This window comes from Streptomyces sp. NBC_01314 (assembly GCF_041435215.1).
Classification (GTDB): Bacteria; Actinomycetota; Actinomycetes; order Streptomycetales; family Streptomycetaceae; genus Streptomyces.
The window spans coordinates 9018590-9034252 of record NZ_CP108394.1; the positions used below are offsets into that span (position 1 = coordinate 9018590).

The window sequence follows — 15663 nt, forward strand, 5'->3', positions numbered from 1 at the left end:
GTAAATGACCAGAGCGTACTCCGGTCATGAGGGTGATTTCAGGCAGTTGCTGAATATGACACAGCGATGATCCGGTCGGACTAAGCTCGCCCGCAGCGCACCGAGTTGAGATGTATTCGTGCGCTTGTTCCAAAAAATACCGAAGATCCAGTTTGATTCGCGGATGAACCCGAGCAACCGCCGGCGACTCCCCGCAAATCCCCCGACCTACAGCCGAACTGTCTTAGAGGGCATACATGGTGAGTGTTCAATCGCCTCCCGGTGGCCGTGAACTTCCCTACGCACGCGTGCTGCCGCTACCGGCGATACTGATGGCCGCGGCGACCGGAACCACCGTCTCCCTGGTGACGGGGTCGGCCCGGCTCGCTGTCGGCTTGTGCGGAGCCGTCGCGACGCTCCTGCTGATCGTGGTCGCCGTCGTCGCGGTGCGCGGCGGCCGTCGTACGGTCCGCGAACTGCGTGCCGAACAGCAGCGGCGGACCGTCCTCCTCGAACAGCGGATCGCCGCCCACGACCAGGAATTCACCCGGCTGGGCAAGGAGATCCTGCCCGCCGCGCTGTACCGGCTGCGCGGCGGAGAATCCCCCGCAGAGGTGATTCGCCACGTCGTCGACGGTGACAACGAGTGGCGCGAAATCCCCGAGTCCCAGCGAGACCTGCTGCGCACCCTGCTCACCATCGTCGACCGCGAGGACGCGGTCCGCGACTCCTCGCAGCGGTCGTTCGTCAACATCGCCCGACGCGTGCAGGCGATCGTCCACCAGCAGAACAACGAACTCCGCGAGATGGAGGAGGACCACGGGCGCAACCCCGAGGTCTTCGACGACCTGCTGCGCATCGACCACGGCACCGCCCTGATCGGCCGCCTGGCCGACTCCATCGCCGTCCTCGGCGGCGGCCGCCCCGGCCGTGTCTGGTCCCGCCCCGTCCCGCTGTACAGCGTGCTGCGCGGCGCCATGTCCCGCATCCTGGAGTACCGCCGCATCGAGCTCGACTCGATCGCCAAGGTCAACGTCGACGGTGTGGCCGTCGAACCGGTCATCCACGCCTGTGCCGAACTCCTCGACAACGCCACCCGCTACTCGCCGCCCCACACCAAGGTGCACGTCACCGCCGTGGAGGTGCAGACCGGCATCGCCATCGAGATCGAGGACGGCGGCATCAGCCTCAGCGAGGAGACCCGCGCCAAGGTCGAGAACATGCTCGCCCAGGCCCAGCAGGGCATGGACGTGCAGGACATGGGCGACACCCCGCGCCTCGGCCTCGCCGTCGTGGGGCGGCTGTCGACCATGTACAACATGCAGATCTCGCTGCGACCGTCCGCCTACGGCGGCGTCCGCGCCGTCGTCGTCGTACCGCGCGACATGCTCACCCAGGAGCCCGCCCCCGGCCTGGCCCACGGCATCGGCGCCGGCGCCGTGTCGATCATGGACAACGGCGGCGTCGAAGGCCCCAACCGCAAGGCGAAGCGCCGTCGCCCGACCACCGGACCGCGGATCCCGAGTTCCGCGGAGGACATGGGCCAGGGCGGGGGCCAGGACATGGAGGACGACGTCCCCGTCGTCACCGAGTGGACGGCCAACGGCCTGCCGCAGCGGCGCAGCCGGAACAAGATCCCGCTCAGCCAGCGCTATGCCGAGGCCGCCGCCGCGGAGGCCGCGGCCGAGGCCGCCATGGCCGCCGCCCCGGTGTGGCAGCCGGAGCCCGACCCGGAGAAGAAGCAGCCCCCGCCCGGCATGTGGGTCGAGGCGTTCATGGCCGGACTCAAGGGCGACCCCGACCCGAACGCCTTCAGGAACCATCCGGACGACCCGACGGCGTCCACCGCACATACCGCGAACACCGAGCCGGCCCGCACCGAGGCCGACGACGAGGGGGACCTCAAGTGATCCAGCGACGGGCCAATTTCGACTGGCTGCTGAAGGATCTGGCCGACGGCGTACCCGGCATCCAGCAGATCGTCGTGCTCTCCGCCGACGGCCTGCGGATCGCCCGCCACGGCGGCGACCCGGACGCCGCCGACCGGGTCGCCGCGGCCTGCGCGGGACTGCAGAGCCTGGCCGGCGCCGTGGCCGACGAGATCCCGCAGAGCGACGGCCACATGCGCATGGTCATCATCGAGATCAACGGAGGCTACTTCTATCTGATGGCCGCCGGCTCCAACGCCTATCTCGCGGTGCTCGCCAACGAGATCGCGGAGCCCGGACTGATGAGCAACCGCATGCGCGACCTCGTCGACCGGATCGGCTCCCACCTCACCAGTCCGCCGCGGCGGAACGGGCAGACCGTATGACGCCTCCGCGTCGCCAGCGGCGCCAGCCCAAGCACGAGCACGAACCGCCTCCCCCGCCGCCGCCCCAGGACGACCCCACGAGCGAAACGACCGAGACGGGGGGACGTCCGCCCGAGCGGCTCTACATCCTCACCGGCGAGGACGGCGAGCGGGCTCCGATCGACCTCGTCACGTTAATCGTGGCGCGCGCCGATCCGCCGCCGTCGGCCGCTCCGGAGCAGTCGGCGCTGCTCCGGATCTGCCAGGCACCCCTGTCCGTGGCCGAGATCTCGGCCTATCTCAATCTGCCGATCAGCGTGGTGACCGTCCTGCTCACCGAGCTGCTGACGGCCGAACTGGTACAGGCACGCGCACCGGTCGTCCGGCAGGCGCGGGCAGACCGTTCCCTCCTCGAAGCGGTGATGCATGGACTTCAAAAGCTCTGACACCATCACGGGTCCACGGACCGAGGACCACCTGCCGCACACCGCGCAGGCCGCGGCGAAGATCGTGATCGTGGGCGGTTTCGGCGTCGGCAAGACGACCATGGTGGGGTCCGTCAGCGAGATCAGGCCGCTGACGACCGAGGAGACCATGACGCAGGCCGGCATCGGGGTCGACGACAACTTCGGCTCCAAGTCCAAGACGGCCACCACCGTGGCCATGGACTTCGGCCGCATCAGCGTCACGGACGAGCTGGTGCTCTATCTGTTCGGCACCCCCGGGCAGGAGCGCTTCTGGTTCCTGTGGAACGGCCTGTTCGAGGGCGCCCTCGGCGCGGTCGTCCTGGTCGACACCCGTCGGCTGGAGGTCAGCTTCGACGTCATGGGCCGCCTGGAGGAGCGCGGTGTGCCCTTCGTCGTGGCGGTCAACGACTTCCCGGACGCGCCCCGCTACGACATCGAGGAAATGCGTCAGGCCCTCGACCTTGCCCGGGAGATCCCGATCCTCCGCTGCGACGCACGCCGCCGGGCGTCCAGCAGGGACGTCCTGATGACCCTCATGACCTTCCTGCACTCCCTGACGACGTCGGGGGCGGGGACGGGAGCGGCGGCATCGGGGGCGGCGTCGGCATGACTCGCGCCTGACCCCTGTACGGCCCGGCGGCTCGTACGGTCCATCCGGCCCATGCGGGCCATGCGACTCGTGCGGCCCCACAACTTTCCAGACACCGGATCCACCTCAGTTCGAAAGCGATCACCGTGACGCCTGAATCAAACTCCCTCACCGGCACGGACGACCCCACGCTCGTGCCGCCCCCCGGCTGCCCCGCCCACGGCATGGGCGCCGGCGGACTGCGCCGGCTCTACGGCCCCGAGGCGGAGGACCTGGGAGCCGTGTACGAGAAACTGCGCACGGAACACGGGTCGGTGGCCCCCGCCCTGCTCCACGACGACGTGCCTGTCTGGGTGGTGCTCGGGCACGGGGAGAACCTGCACATGGTGAGTACGCCGTCGCAGTTCTGCAAGGACACCCGGTTGTGGAACCCCATGCGAGAGGGGGCGGTCAAGCCCGACCACCCCCTCATGCCGCACTTCGCCTGGCAGCCCATCTGCGCCCACGCCGAGGGCGACGAGCACCTGCGGCTGCGCGGCGCGGTCACCGGCGCCATGTCGACCATCGACCACCGGGGCATCCGCCGCTACATCAACCGCGCGACCCAGCACCTCGTCAACAAGTTCTGCGAGGACGGCAGCGCCGACCTGGTCGGCCAGTTCGCCGAACACCTGCCGATGGCGGTGATGTGCGAGATCCTCGGCATGCCCGAGGAGTACAACGAACGGCTGGTGCACTCCGCCCGTGACTGTCTGAAGGGCAGCGAGACCGCGCTCGTCAGCCACGCCTATGTGATGGAGGCCCTGGACCGGCTCACCGCCCGCCGCCGGGCCCAGCCCCAGGAGGACTTCACCAGCCACCTCATCACGCACCCGGCCGGGCTCACCGACGACGAGGTCAGGGAACACCTGCGCGTGGTGCTCCTCGCCGCCTACGAGGCCACCGCCAACCTCCTCGCCAACGTGCTGCGCGTGGTGCTCACCGATCCCGGCTTCCGCGCCCAGCTGAAGGGCGGCCAGATGACCGTGCCGGAGGCGGTCGAGCAGTCCCTGTGGGACGAACCGCCGTTCAGCACCGTCTTCGCCTACTTCGCCAAGCAGGAGACCGAGCTGGGCGGCCAGCGCATCCGCAAGGGCGACGGACTCCTCCTCGGCATGGCGCCGGGCAACGTCGACCCCCGCGTCCGTCCCGACCTCAAGGCGAACATGCAGGGCAACCGCTCGCACCTCGCCTTCGGCGGCGGCCCCCACGAGTGCCCGGGCCAGGACATCGGCCGCGCCATCGCCGACGTCGGCGTCGACGCGCTGCTGACCCGTGTTCCGGACATCCAGCTCTCCTGCCCGGAGGACGAGCTGCGGTGGCGGGAGTCCATCTCCAACCGGCATCTGGTGGAACTGCCCGTGACGTTCGTGCCGCGGCCCCCGCAGGACGTCATGCAGCGGCCCGCCGTCAACCCGGTGCCGCCGAGGCCCCCACAGCAGCGGCGGGGCGGCACGCGGCTGCCGCAGGCCGTCTCCCCGGAACCCGCGGTGACGGTGGCCGAGCCCGCACCGCAGCCCGGACCGGCCGTTCGGCCGGGCCTGTTCCGGCGCATCCTGCGCTGGTTCGGCGGCAACTGAGCCGACCGGGCACCGGGACCACGCCGCCCCCACCTCGTACCCGGGTTACGTCGCCCCCGCCTCGTACCCGGTTACGTCGCCCACCCCTCGTACGAGGACCAGGCCCGCAGCTCGCGCGGGCTGACGAACCGGTGTTCGCGCCCTGTGACCGGGTCGGTGAACGCGAGGCTCCGCGCCAGCAGTTGGAGCGGTCGTCGGAAGTCACCGGCCGGCACGGGCGGGGAGACCACCGGATAGAGGGGATCGCCGAGGATCGGCAACCCCAACGCGCTCATGTGCACCCGCAGTTGGTGCGTCTGCCCGGTACTCGGCGCCAGCCGGTACCGGGCACGCCCGTCCCGGTGCTCCAGCAACTCGACCCGGCTGACGGCGTTCGGCTCTCCCTCGACCTCGTAGGCCGCCATGACCCCGCGCTCCTTGACGATCCGGCTGCGCACGGTGCGGGGCAGAACCAGCGCCGGGTCGTACGGGGCGACCGCCTCGTACTCCTTGCGCACCCGCTTGTCCCGGAACAGCGACTGGTACGCGCCGCGTTCCTCGGGCCGCACGGTGAACAGCACCACCCCGGCGGTGAGCCGGTCCAGCCGGTGCGCCGCGCCGAGTGCCGGGATGCCCAGCTCCCTGCGCAGCCTGGCCAGGGCCGTCTCGGTGACATGGCTGCCGCGCGGGGTGGTGGCCAGGAAGTGCGGCTTGTCGGCCACCACCACGTGCTCGTCCCGGTACAGGACGTCGATCGAGAACGGCACCCGTTCCTCGTCGGGCAGCTCCCGGTGGAACCACACGGACATGCCCGGCACGTACGCCATGTCCCGCGGCACCGGACGCCCGGTGACGTCCACGATCAGTCCCGCGTCGAGCATCTCGTCGATCACCCCGGCCCCGGCCGAGAGCCGCGCCACGAGATGATCCCGTACGGTCGCCCACGCGTCCCCGACAGGCAACCGCACCCGCACCGGGTCCACCCCGTCGCGCTGCGGCAGGGGAGAGGGCGGGGACGGGTTGCGGCGTCTCATCACGATCAAGCATACGAGCGGCCCTGGCTCGGCCCGGTTCGGCTCTGTCCGGTCCGGCTCGGTTCGGCTCGGCCCGGGGTCCGGCACGCTTGTTCAGGCGAGGAGTCGTGTGGTCTGCGGGTCCTGCCGTGGGCTCGGGTGGAGACGGTGGGACTGCTCGACTTCCTGCGGGCGGGTGGGGCCGTGCGGCCCGGCGAGCCGGATGCGATTGGCCGCGGTGAACGCCTCGTCGAGCCATGGGTCCGTCGGCACCTCGCCGAAGAGCCGTTCGAGCTCGCGGACCATCGGCGGAGCCAGCGGGAACCGCCTCCCCTGGCGGCGCTCCTGATACCGGTCCTGGATCTGCACGAAGAGGAAACCGCTGCGGCCGAAGTGGACCAGTGGCTCGGGTGCGCCGGTGAAGACCAGATCGTCGATCAGGTCGAGGTAGATCGACCGGTAGCTGGCCTTGCGCTCCTCCGTCCGGTGTTTGCTCGACGTCGGCTGGTGGTCGTCCGCCGAGTAGATGCCGAGCGTGGACTTGCACAGATCCATGGAGAGGCAGTCGCAGAGCGCGCTGTCCATGAGCCAGGGGAAGGACACGGGGCCCGTCGCGCTGTTGCGGGCCACCATGATGGCGGTCCCGTACGCGTTTCCGGTGTTGCCCCGGAACATGACCCCGTCCCACATGTTCGGCGAGTCGTTCAGCGCGTCCTGGAGCCCGACGTGTTCGTCCCCCGGCAGGAAGTCCATCTTCTCCGCGTACTGGACGATGGCCTGCCGGACCAGCGACAGCAGCGCGTGGACCGCGTCGCGCCCCCAGCCGGCCGCGTCCATCGCCCGCACCAGGTCGGGCACGGATCGGCCGTACATGCGAAAGCGGCCACCGACCAGATCGAGCGGGGGTATGCAGATGTCGTCGATGACGGTGGCGAAGGCTATGTAGTGGAGCCCCAACGGGTCCGCGCCGAACCGCTCACCGCACCAGCAGGCCATCCACTGGACGGTGTCCCGGCAGGCGCGGGACACCGTGTCGGCGGCCTTCACATCGTGCTTCTTCGTCCAGTCGGCATAGTGCTCGGGAGTCCTGCCACCTCGTGCCTGTACGGTGTCCCACCGCTCTGTGACCTTCTCCAGCAGTGGCCACACATTCACCTCGTGGCACTGGGCGACCGGGCCGGCGTACCCGTGCTCACCCATGACGGCGTACAGGTGAGCGGTCTGCTTGTTGTAACGGGACCTCGTGGCCGCGGGACGGACGGTTTTCGCCGGGCTCCGCGGGTAGTGAAGGAACGAACACGTCAAACCGCGATCGCAAGCCGGTCCGCACCAGAGTTCGTGCGACCGGTGCAGCAGCTCCTGAATCCCCCTCGTGCCTGACAGCTGCTCGAGAGCTTCTTGCGCAGAGCCCTTCCAAGCGAGCATGTCCGGGGTAACCATCGAGACGTCAACGCCATTTGATGCCATAGCCCGAGCCTCCGCAAGAAGTCCCCACTTCTGGCTGCAATCCCAGCGTGCGGGCGACGGCCGGTCGCCGTGAAGGGGCGTACGGCGAGCGTACTGCGGCACATAAGGGGCGCATTCGGTTGAAAATTTGTCATGAATGATACGCAGGTTGGCTGGAGTTGTCCCCTGCTTCGATCACGACTGTTTGATTGTCACGGTTGACCCGGCGCCGCCGGAGTGGATTCCCCAGTGGCGCGCATCCGTCGGGTCCGCGTCAGGTGGTAGAGGAGGCCGAGGGCCACCGTGGTGAGCAGGAACAGAAGGGTGAACCACTGGAAGTACCAGTGACCGCCTGCGGGGTCGTAGACCTCGGCGCGGGGCCAGGCCAGGTTGGCGGTCATGAAGAGGCCGTAGAGGAGAGCGAGGGCGTTGACGGGGGTGCCCCAACGGCCGAGGGAGAAGAGGGGCTTGCCGGTCTCGTCGGTGCCGCCGGAGGGGAGGGTGCCCTTCAGGCGCCGTACCAGGAGCGGGCCGGTGACCATCGCGTACGCCAGGTACAGCATCACGATGCAGGTGGTGCCGATGGCCAGGAACGCCTCCGGCGAGGCGAAGTTGAGGAGCAGCAGGGCGGCGGCGAGGACGCCGACGACCAGGGCGGGGGCGGTGGGCATGCCCGTGCGCGGGTTGACCCTGGAGAGCGACCCGGCGAAGGGGAGCCGGCCGTCGCGGGCCATCGAGAAGAGCATGCGGCAGGCCGACGTCTGGATCGCGAGCGTGGCCACGGCGATCGCCACCACCACGTCGGCCAGCAGGAAGCGGCCCACTCCGTCGCCGAGGCTGCTGGTCAGCACATAGCTCAGGCCGTCCACGCCCAGCCTGCCGTCGGTGAGGCTGGGCGCGGCGAGCAGACCGGCCAGGACGAGGAGACCGCCGAGCAGGCCGGCCGCGCCGAGTGCCGTCAGGATCGTGCGGGGCGCGGTGCGGCGGGGGTGGTGGGTCTCCTCGCTCATCTCGCCCGCGCTGTCGAAGCCGATCATCACGTACGCCGCCATGAACGAGCCCACCAGCAGGGCGCCGAGGAGGTCGGTGCTGCCCTCGGTGGTGTGGAAGGTGATGCCGGGGGAGCGCTCGGAGTGGGTGAGCAGGAGGACGATGATCAGGATCGCGCCGATGATCTCGGCGGTCACGCCGACCCGGTTGACCACGGACAGCACCCGGTTGTCGAGGACGTTCACGAACGTGGTGAGGGCCAGCAGGATCACGCCCAGGACGGCCGCGTTCGCCGCGCCCGTCGCCGTGGTGGGTGCCGGGTCGCCGCCCACGATCTGGAAGCCCGACCAGATCGCGGGCATCACCATCTGCAGCGCGAGCGCGGCCGCCGCGACCACCACGATCTGCCCGATCACCATGATCCAGCCGGCGAACCAGCCGAACGTCGGGTTGGACAGCCGGGACGACCACTGATAGATCGCGCCCGATATCGGGTAGCGCGCCGCGAGCTCCGCGAAGCACGCGGCCACCAGCAGCTGGCCGATCAGCACCGCCGGCCAGGTCCAGAAGAAGACCGGGCCGCCGAAGGCGTACCCGAAGGCGAAGAACTGGAAGACGGTCGTGAGGACCGAGATGAAGGAGAAACCGGCGGCGAACGAGGCGTACCCGCGCAGACTGCGGTGCAGTTCCTGGCGGTAGCCGAACTCGGTCAGGGAGCGGTCGTCGGGGGAGTGGGGTGGCTCCGGACGGACATCGTGGGCGGTGCTCGTCATGGCGGCAACCTGCTTTCGCACGAGCGGCGCGAGCATTCGCGCCCGAGTGGCGCGAATTCCTGTCGGGCGACAGAAATTAGGGGAGGCCTGTGTCGCACGTGTCACGCGACCGTGTCCGGGGCGAGCCCAAATCCTCACGACCGTCGCGGGGGTGCGCAGTTGGGGGCAGGAGAGGTGAGTGAGGGGTTCGGCGAGGGAGTGCGTGCGTCGTCGGTCCTCGCCGTCGGGCGCGCCGGCGACCCTGTGCGAGGATCCACGGATGAATGACGCGTCGCCCTCCTACCGGCTCCTTTCGGGCGCGCACGAGTCACCCGTGCTGCTGCACGTGCCGCACGCTTCACGGGTGATCCCGGCGGGCGTCCGGGACGGGATCGTGCTCGACGATGCCGCGCTGGAGCGGGAGTTGGACCACATCACCGACGCGTACACGGACCTGATCGCGGAGCGGGCCGCCGAGCGGTCGGCCGCACGCCCCTGGCGGTTCGTGAACCGGCTGTCCCGGCTCGTGATCGACCCCGAGCGGTTCCCGGACGAGCGGGAGGAGATGCTGGCGGTGGGGATGGGGGCGGTCTACACGAGGACCACGCATCGGGAGGCCCTTCGAGGGGTCGCTCACGACGGACAGCCCCTCGTCGACCGCTACTTCCACCCGTACGCCGCCGCCATGACCGCCGCCGTGAGGGACCGGCTGGAGGCCGTGGGCCGGGCCGTGATCGTCGACGTCCACTCGTACCCGAGCGAGCCCCTGCCCTACGAACTGCACGGCGACGGCCCCCGGCCGCCCGTCTGCCTGGGAACCGACCCCTTCCACACCCCGGCCGGCCTGCTTGCCGCCGCCGAGGACGCGTTCGCCGGGTTCGGCGGCACCGGCGTCGACAGTCCCTTCGGGGGCGCGTACGTCCCGCTGGAGTACTACGGGCACGATGCGCGGGTGACGGCCCTGATGATCGAGATCCGCCGGGATGTCTACATGAGCGAGCCGGGTGGGGCGGCGGGGCCGGGAGTGAGGGTGGTCGCGGACGCGCTGGCCCGGTTGGTGGACGTACTCACGACCGTCTGAACGTCCCCAGCCCGGTCTCGTCGAACGCCTCGATCGTCACCGATGTCGCCCTGCCGTTCTCGTCGCCCTTGAAGGTCACGCCCGACGGGCCGCTGGCGTTCTCGCCCACCGTGTCGAAGGAGAACGTGTCGCCCGCGTAGTGGGTCAGGCGGAAGGTCGTGGGCTTCGGGCCGAGGCGCATGGTCAGGTCGCCGTTGGTCTCGGTGACCGTGACGGGGCCGTAGTACGGGTTGGCGTAGGTGCCCGTGCAGGTGGAGTCGGCGCGGGCGTCGGAGGCGTCGTCCGGGGGCTTGGAGTAGTCGGTGGGGGAGCGGGACTTCTGGGCCTCCTGCTCGTAGATCTGGCCGGCCAGGTCCAGCCAGTCCTCGGTCGGCTTGCCGTGCTGGGCCGTGTCGAGGAAGTCGAGCGAGACGGCGTCGGCCAGGCCGACGGGTGCGCCGTTGGTGAGGACGGCGATGCCGAGCTGTTCGCCGGGCAGCATCGTGACGTTCGTGTGGGCACCGAGGGCGAATGCGCCGGTGTGGCTCAGGCGGAGACGGCCGAGGTCGTCGTAGGAGACGTTCCAGCCGAGGCCGTAGAAGCCGGCACGGCCCGCCGGTGCGGGCGGCGGGGCGGAGACGATCGCGGGGGCGTGGGTGCGTTCGAGGGGATCGGCGGCGATGACGCGGTCGCCGTCCAGCTCGCCGTTGGCGAGCTGGAGCCGCAGCCAGAGGGAGAGGTCGCGGGCCGTGGAGCTCGCACCGCCCGCCGGGGACTGGGCATCGGCGTCCCGTACGTACCGCGCCTCCCAGTCGCCGGTGTTCCCGCTCTCGGCGCCGTCCTCACGGACGTGGGCGAAGGCCTTGTTGTTCGCGCCCTCGTAGTCGCTGAAGCGGGAGCTGGTGGCATCCATGCCGGCCGGCTTGTAGAGGATGTCCTCGGAGAGCTTCTCCCAGCTCGTCCCGGCGGCGTCGGCGACGGCCTGACCCGCCGCCGTGAGGCCGAAGTTGGTGTACGCGTAGCTCGCGCGGAACGGCGTCAGGGGCTCCAGACGGAGGTGTTCGAGGATGTAGTCGCGGTCGTAGCCGAGGTCCTCCAGGAGATCCCCGGCGTGGTCGGGCAGGCCGCTGCGGTGGGAGAAGAGGTCGGCCAAGGTGACGTGGTCGGTCACCCAGGGGGCCTTGAGGGCGAAGCCGGGGAGGTGTTCGGCCACCGGGTCGTCCCAGTCGACGATCTTGTCGCCGATGGCCCCGGCGACCACGGTCGAGGCCAGCGGTTTCGAGAGGGAGGCCAGTTGGAACACGGTGTCCGGGTCGACCCGGCCGTCCTGGCCGACGTGCCGCTTGCCGTAGCCGTCCAGGTGGACGACCTGGTCCTTGTGGACGACGGCCACCGAGACCCCGGGCACCCCGGTCCGGTCCATGCCGCGCTCGACGATGCCGTCGAGGGCGTCGACCGCCCGGTCGACGTCCTCCTGCGTGAGCCGGGGCGGCGGCTGCGGCGGGGGAGCGGCGGAGGCGGTACCGATGCCGTACGGGGCACCGCCGAGGACGAGGAGCGCGGCCAGGGCCGTCGCGCCCCGGACCCTGCCTCCGCGTGCCGTCGTGTGCCGAACAGCCATGGATTCATTCAAACGGGTGAGTCGGGCTTTGTCCTGCGGAGGCAGGGGGTCCGGCAGCGGGGGCGCGCGGGCGGGGTTGCCGAACCGCACGGGTCACGTGGACCGTGCTGCCGGGGCCCCGTGGGCCGGGCCACTGGGGGCCTGTCGGCTGGCCTACTGGCGCCCCGTGGAGTCATGCGGTAGGTCGCCGGGCCGTACGAGGTCGCGTGTGGCCGAACTCGTACGGCGTCGTCGCGCCCGCCGGTCGCCGGGCCCTGAGCGGGTTACGCGGGCCGGGCCGCCGGTCGCCCGTGTGGTTGCGCGGGGTGGTGGCCGGGGGCGCACGAAGCCGTGCGCGCAGCCACCCTCGTACGGGGTCGCGTCGGCCGGGTCGCCAGGCCCCGAGCGTGGGTCACGCAGTCGGCGGCGTGCCCTCCTGCTCCGCCTCGACGCTTGCGTTCCACGCCTTCTTCGCGGCCTGCCAGCCGTCCTCGTCGTGGCCGAGGCGCCAGTAGCCGGAGATCGACAAGTCCTCGCGGGGGACGGCGAGTTCGACGCGCAGCAGGCGGCGCAGCTCCTTCACGAAACCCGCCTCGCCGTGGACGAAGGCGTGCATCCGGCCCTCGGGGAACCGCAGCGCGCGGACGGCCTCGACCAGGGCGGCGCCGACGGGCCGGTCGCCCCGGTGCAGCCAGACGACCTCCGCATCGGAGTTGATCTTCTGCTCCTCCTCGGGGCCGGCGACCTCGACGATCGCGTGGACGCGGGCGCCGTCGGGGAGGGCCTCCAGGGAGGCGCCGATCGCCGGCAGGGCGCTCTCGTCGCCGACGAGGAGATGCCAGTCGGCCTCCGGATCGGGAGCGTAGGCACCACCGGGGCCGAGGAAACGGACCAGCTCGCCCGGCTGGACGCGGGTGGCCCAGGGGCCGGCGATGCCCTCGTCGCCGTGGAGCACGAAGTCGAGGGTCAGCTCGGCCAGTTCGGAATCCCAGGCGCGCACGGTGTACGTCCGGGTCACGGGCCACTGGTCCCGGGGGAACTCCGCGCGGATCCGCTCGATGTCGAAGGGCTCCGGGTAGGTGACACCCTCGGGGCCGAACAGGAGCTTCACGTAGTGATCGGTGCTGCCGCGCGGGGAGAACTCGGCGAGGCCGTCGCCACCGAGTACGACGCGCTGCATGTGTGGGGTGAGCCGCTCGGTGCGGACGACTCGCGCGGAGTGGGGCTTCGGGGCCCTGCGTACCGGACGCTCTGCCATGACGGCCTCCCAAAAAACCTAGTAAGGCTCACCTAAGTTATCATCTCCCCCTTGTTAACACCTACGCATGTGGCGTGAGCGAGGACTTCACGATGTGAATCGCGCCTCACCGTCCTCACCACCGGAGTGTCACCCCACCCTCCGGCGTACGCCCCGTCCGCGGGGCGTCCACCTCACGCCTGCAGGGTCGTGAGCAGCCGTCGCAGCGATCCACCGAGTCCCCAGCGCGCCGCGAGTGCCTCCAGCGCCGCCGGGTCCCGCGGTTCGCGCGGCAGAGCCGTGTCGACGTCCGGCAAGGGTACGTCGGCCGCCACCAGCACCACCTTGGGCGCGACCGCCACATAGGGGCGCGCCTCGTCGAGCCTCTTGCGCTGCGAAGGCGTGAGCTTCGCCGTCGGGTCGTCGACCGCGGCCATGATCCCGGCCAGGTCGCCGAACTGGTCGAGCAGCTTCGCCGCCGTCTTCTCACCGATGCCCGGCACGCCCGGCAGCCCGTCGCTCGGGTCGCCGCGCAACAGGGCCAGATCCGCGTACCCGCGCCCGACGACCCCGTACTTCTCGCGCAGCCACGCCTCGTCGGTCAGCTGCAGTGTGCCCACGCCCTTCAGCGGATACAGCACGCGCACCCCGCGCCCGTCGTCGACCAGTTGGTACAGGTCGCGGTCGCCGGTGACGATGTCGACCGGGTCCTTCGCCAGGGCGGTGAAGGTGCCGATCACGTCGTCCGCCTCGTACCCGGCGACGCCCACGCGCGCGATGCCGAGGGCGTCCAGCACCGCTTCGATGATCGGCACCTGCGGCGACAGGGTGTCCGGCACCTCCTCCTCGTCCGGCCCGGCCGCGCGCTCCTCGGCGACGCGGTGCGCCTTGTAGGAGGGGATCAGGTCGACCCGCCACTGCGGCCGCCAGTCCGCGTCCATGCACGCCACCAGGTCCGTCGGCCGGTGGTCCTTGACCAGCCGGTCGATGAACTCGAGCAGCCCGCGCACGGCGTTCACCGGTGTGCCGTCCGGGGCCTTCACGGAATCCGGCACCCCGAAGTAGGCGCGGAAGTACAGCGAAGCGGTGTCGAGAAGCATCAGGCGTCGGGTCACGCCCCGCATCATGCCGTACACCACCGACACGCGGCTCCCGACGCAAGCGCGCGCGGTTCACGCTCCCGCGCGACCATCTTCGCGATCGCGGTGCCCATCGGCATCTGAGTGGCCCGCAAAGGGGATTCTCCAGCAGCGCGGCTTCACTCCCGAGGGCACGGTCGCTGGAGGGTCGGCGCCCTCAAGTCCAACACCTCCGCGATGTCGGCCCGGTTGGACCGCGCGTACCAGAAGACGAACCGGACGGGGGCGCCCAGAACTGGATCGACGCGCATCCGGGGATCGTCGCCGAGACGGCCCCCGCGTGAAGTGGCCGAGCCGGGGCTCCGCCGTGCGGAGCCGCTCCGAACGGGCGAGAGTGGTCACGTACTGGCGTACGAGACAGATCCGGACAACCACGGGGTGGCCCCGGCCACCGATTTCCGGGGCCCTTCCGGCAGGTGGGCGGGTCTCGCGCGGGTCGCCGACTCCGTTCCCGGTGCGTTCCAACTCCGTCCCACGGCAGATGACTTCGCGACGGGGGCAACGGGCCCGGTGACCGTTCGGACCGTGTCGTGGCTGCGCGGGACGACCTCGGCACGCGCCGGACGTACACCGGCGATCCGGTGACGGGGTGTGCCGGACGGGCCACCCCGCGCAGTCGTCGTGGCGGCGGCTCCCCCTTCCGTGCCGCGTGAGGGGGCCGCGGAAGCGGAGGTGGGACAGTGGTTCCACTGGCGTGAAGTGTGAGCATGGGCCCCCTGCCGGTTTACAGGGATGTGACGGGCGCATGAAACGGTTTGCCGAACATGCGTAGGGTGCAGAGAACTCTTCAGGAGAAGCGCGCCCGATGAGTGCCGGACGGGTGGGCATCCGTACCGGACCAGTAAGCGTTCGCGAGCCCACCCGGTGGGCGTCCGTGAGCCGACCGACGAGCGAAGGAGGGAGCCGGAGCGATGGGCGACCACAAAGAACAGCCCCTTCGGGTGGGCGCGGCCGTCCGGCGGCGGCGCCGGGCACATGAGCTCACCCTCGCCGTCGTGGCCGAGCGCAGCGGCCTGTCGGTCCCCTTCCTCAGCCAGGTGGAGAACGAACGGGCCCGCCCCAGCAGGCCCTCCCTGGACCGCATCGCCGACGCCCTCGGCACCACCGCCGTCGAACTGCTCGCCGCGGCCGACCCGGCGTGCAGTGTCGACGTCGTACGCGCCGCCGACGAGGACGGTTTCACGCCTCCCGATTCCTGCTCGCGCTCCCTGGTGCGCGGTCACCACCAGCTGCACGCCATGGAGTTCACCGGCGACCACGACGAGGGCCGCGAGGTCCAGCACCGCAACGACGAGCTGATGTACGTCGTCGACGGCGCGGTCGAGGTCGAGGCCGAGGGCCGCGCCCACCGCCTCGGCCGCGGCGACACGCTGTACATGTCCGGTGGCGTACGGCACCGCTGGCGGGCCACCGAGCCGGAGACCCGGGTGATCGTGGTGGCCGTCGCCGACCACATCGAGGCCCTGGAGGACCGTCACCGCCAGGGCGCGTGACGTCGTG

Annotated in this window: 13 protein-coding genes; 7 read left to right on the top strand and 6 right to left on the bottom strand. The window is 70.7% G+C overall.

What is annotated here, in order from left to right; genetic code table 11:
• Positions 1 to 236: 236 nt before the first annotated feature.
• The 5 genes from OG622_RS39685 (at position 237) to OG622_RS39705 (ending at position 4947) form a co-directional block, all read left to right on the top strand.
• Positions 237 to 1889, top strand: coding sequence for a sensor histidine kinase (locus OG622_RS39685; protein ID WP_371581457.1), 1653 nt, complete (start codon positions 237 to 239; stop codon positions 1887 to 1889).
• Positions 1886 to 2293 (top strand): roadblock/LC7 domain-containing protein, encoded by a 408-nt coding sequence (locus OG622_RS39690; RefSeq protein ID WP_037701766.1) that lies wholly within the window; start codon positions 1886 to 1888, stop codon positions 2291 to 2293. Before OG622_RS39685 ends, OG622_RS39690 begins: the two co-directional genes overlap by 4 nt.
• Entirely contained in the window at positions 2290 to 2718 is a 429-nt protein-coding gene (locus OG622_RS39695) for a DUF742 domain-containing protein (RefSeq protein WP_371581458.1), read from the top strand. The genes OG622_RS39690 and OG622_RS39695 overlap by 4 nt, the downstream gene beginning before the upstream one ends.
• Positions 2699 to 3349 carry an ATP/GTP-binding protein gene (locus OG622_RS39700; protein ID WP_371581459.1) on the top strand — a complete coding sequence of 217 codons (651 nt, stop codon included), beginning with the start codon at positions 2699 to 2701 and terminating at the stop codon, positions 3347 to 3349. The genes OG622_RS39695 and OG622_RS39700 overlap by 20 nt, the downstream gene beginning before the upstream one ends.
• A gap of 125 nt (positions 3350 to 3474) precedes the next feature.
• Complete coding sequence (locus OG622_RS39705) at positions 3475 to 4947, top strand: cytochrome P450 (RefSeq protein ID WP_371581460.1); 1473 nt, start codon at positions 3475 to 3477, stop codon at positions 4945 to 4947.
• Positions 4948 to 5018: 71 nt separating this feature from the next.
• On the opposite strand, the gene OG622_RS39710 is transcribed toward OG622_RS39705, so the two are convergent.
• The 3 genes from OG622_RS39710 to OG622_RS39720 all read right to left on the bottom strand — a co-directional run bounded on the left by OG622_RS39710 (position 5019) and on the right by OG622_RS39720 (position 9148).
• Positions 5019 to 5960, bottom strand: a complete 942-nt coding sequence (locus OG622_RS39710) for an RluA family pseudouridine synthase (RefSeq protein WP_371581461.1) — start codon at positions 5958 to 5960, stop codon at positions 5019 to 5021.
• 93 nt (positions 5961 to 6053) lie between these two features.
• The gene (locus OG622_RS39715; protein ID WP_371581462.1) at positions 6054 to 7139 is read right to left on the bottom strand and encodes a hypothetical protein; all 1086 of its coding nucleotides are present in this window, start codon (positions 7137 to 7139) and stop codon (positions 6054 to 6056) included.
• Between the two features lie 458 nt (positions 7140 to 7597).
• Positions 7598 to 9148 (bottom strand): amino acid permease, encoded by a 1551-nt coding sequence (locus tag OG622_RS39720; protein WP_371581463.1) that lies wholly within the window; start codon positions 9146 to 9148, stop codon positions 7598 to 7600.
• A gap of 259 nt (positions 9149 to 9407) precedes the next feature.
• Here OG622_RS39720 and OG622_RS39725 point away from each other — a divergent pair, with 259 nt between their 5' ends.
• Positions 9408 to 10208 (top strand): N-formylglutamate amidohydrolase, encoded by an 801-nt coding sequence (locus OG622_RS39725; RefSeq protein WP_371581464.1) that lies wholly within the window; start codon positions 9408 to 9410, stop codon positions 10206 to 10208.
• On the opposite strand, the gene OG622_RS39730 is transcribed toward OG622_RS39725, so the two are convergent.
• The 3 genes from OG622_RS39730 to OG622_RS39740 all read right to left on the bottom strand — a co-directional run bounded on the left by OG622_RS39730 (position 10195) and on the right by OG622_RS39740 (position 14148).
• Entirely contained in the window at positions 10195 to 11808 is a 1614-nt protein-coding gene (locus OG622_RS39730; RefSeq protein ID WP_371581465.1) for a serine hydrolase, read from the bottom strand. The two genes, OG622_RS39725 and OG622_RS39730, sit on opposite strands and share 14 nt — an antisense overlap.
• 391 nt (positions 11809 to 12199) lie before the next feature.
• Positions 12200 to 13045, bottom strand: coding sequence for a siderophore-interacting protein (locus OG622_RS39735; RefSeq protein ID WP_371581466.1), 846 nt, complete (start codon positions 13043 to 13045; stop codon positions 12200 to 12202).
• 173 nt (positions 13046 to 13218) lie between these two features.
• Complete coding sequence (locus OG622_RS39740; protein ID WP_371584363.1) at positions 13219 to 14148, bottom strand: 5'-3' exonuclease H3TH domain-containing protein; 930 nt, start codon at positions 14146 to 14148, stop codon at positions 13219 to 13221.
• Between the two features lie 926 nt (positions 14149 to 15074).
• On the opposite strand from OG622_RS39740, the gene OG622_RS39745 reads away from it, so the two are divergent.
• Entirely contained in the window at positions 15075 to 15656 is a 582-nt protein-coding gene (locus OG622_RS39745) for a helix-turn-helix domain-containing protein (protein ID WP_371581467.1), read from the top strand.
• Positions 15657 to 15663: the final 7 nt, after the last annotated feature.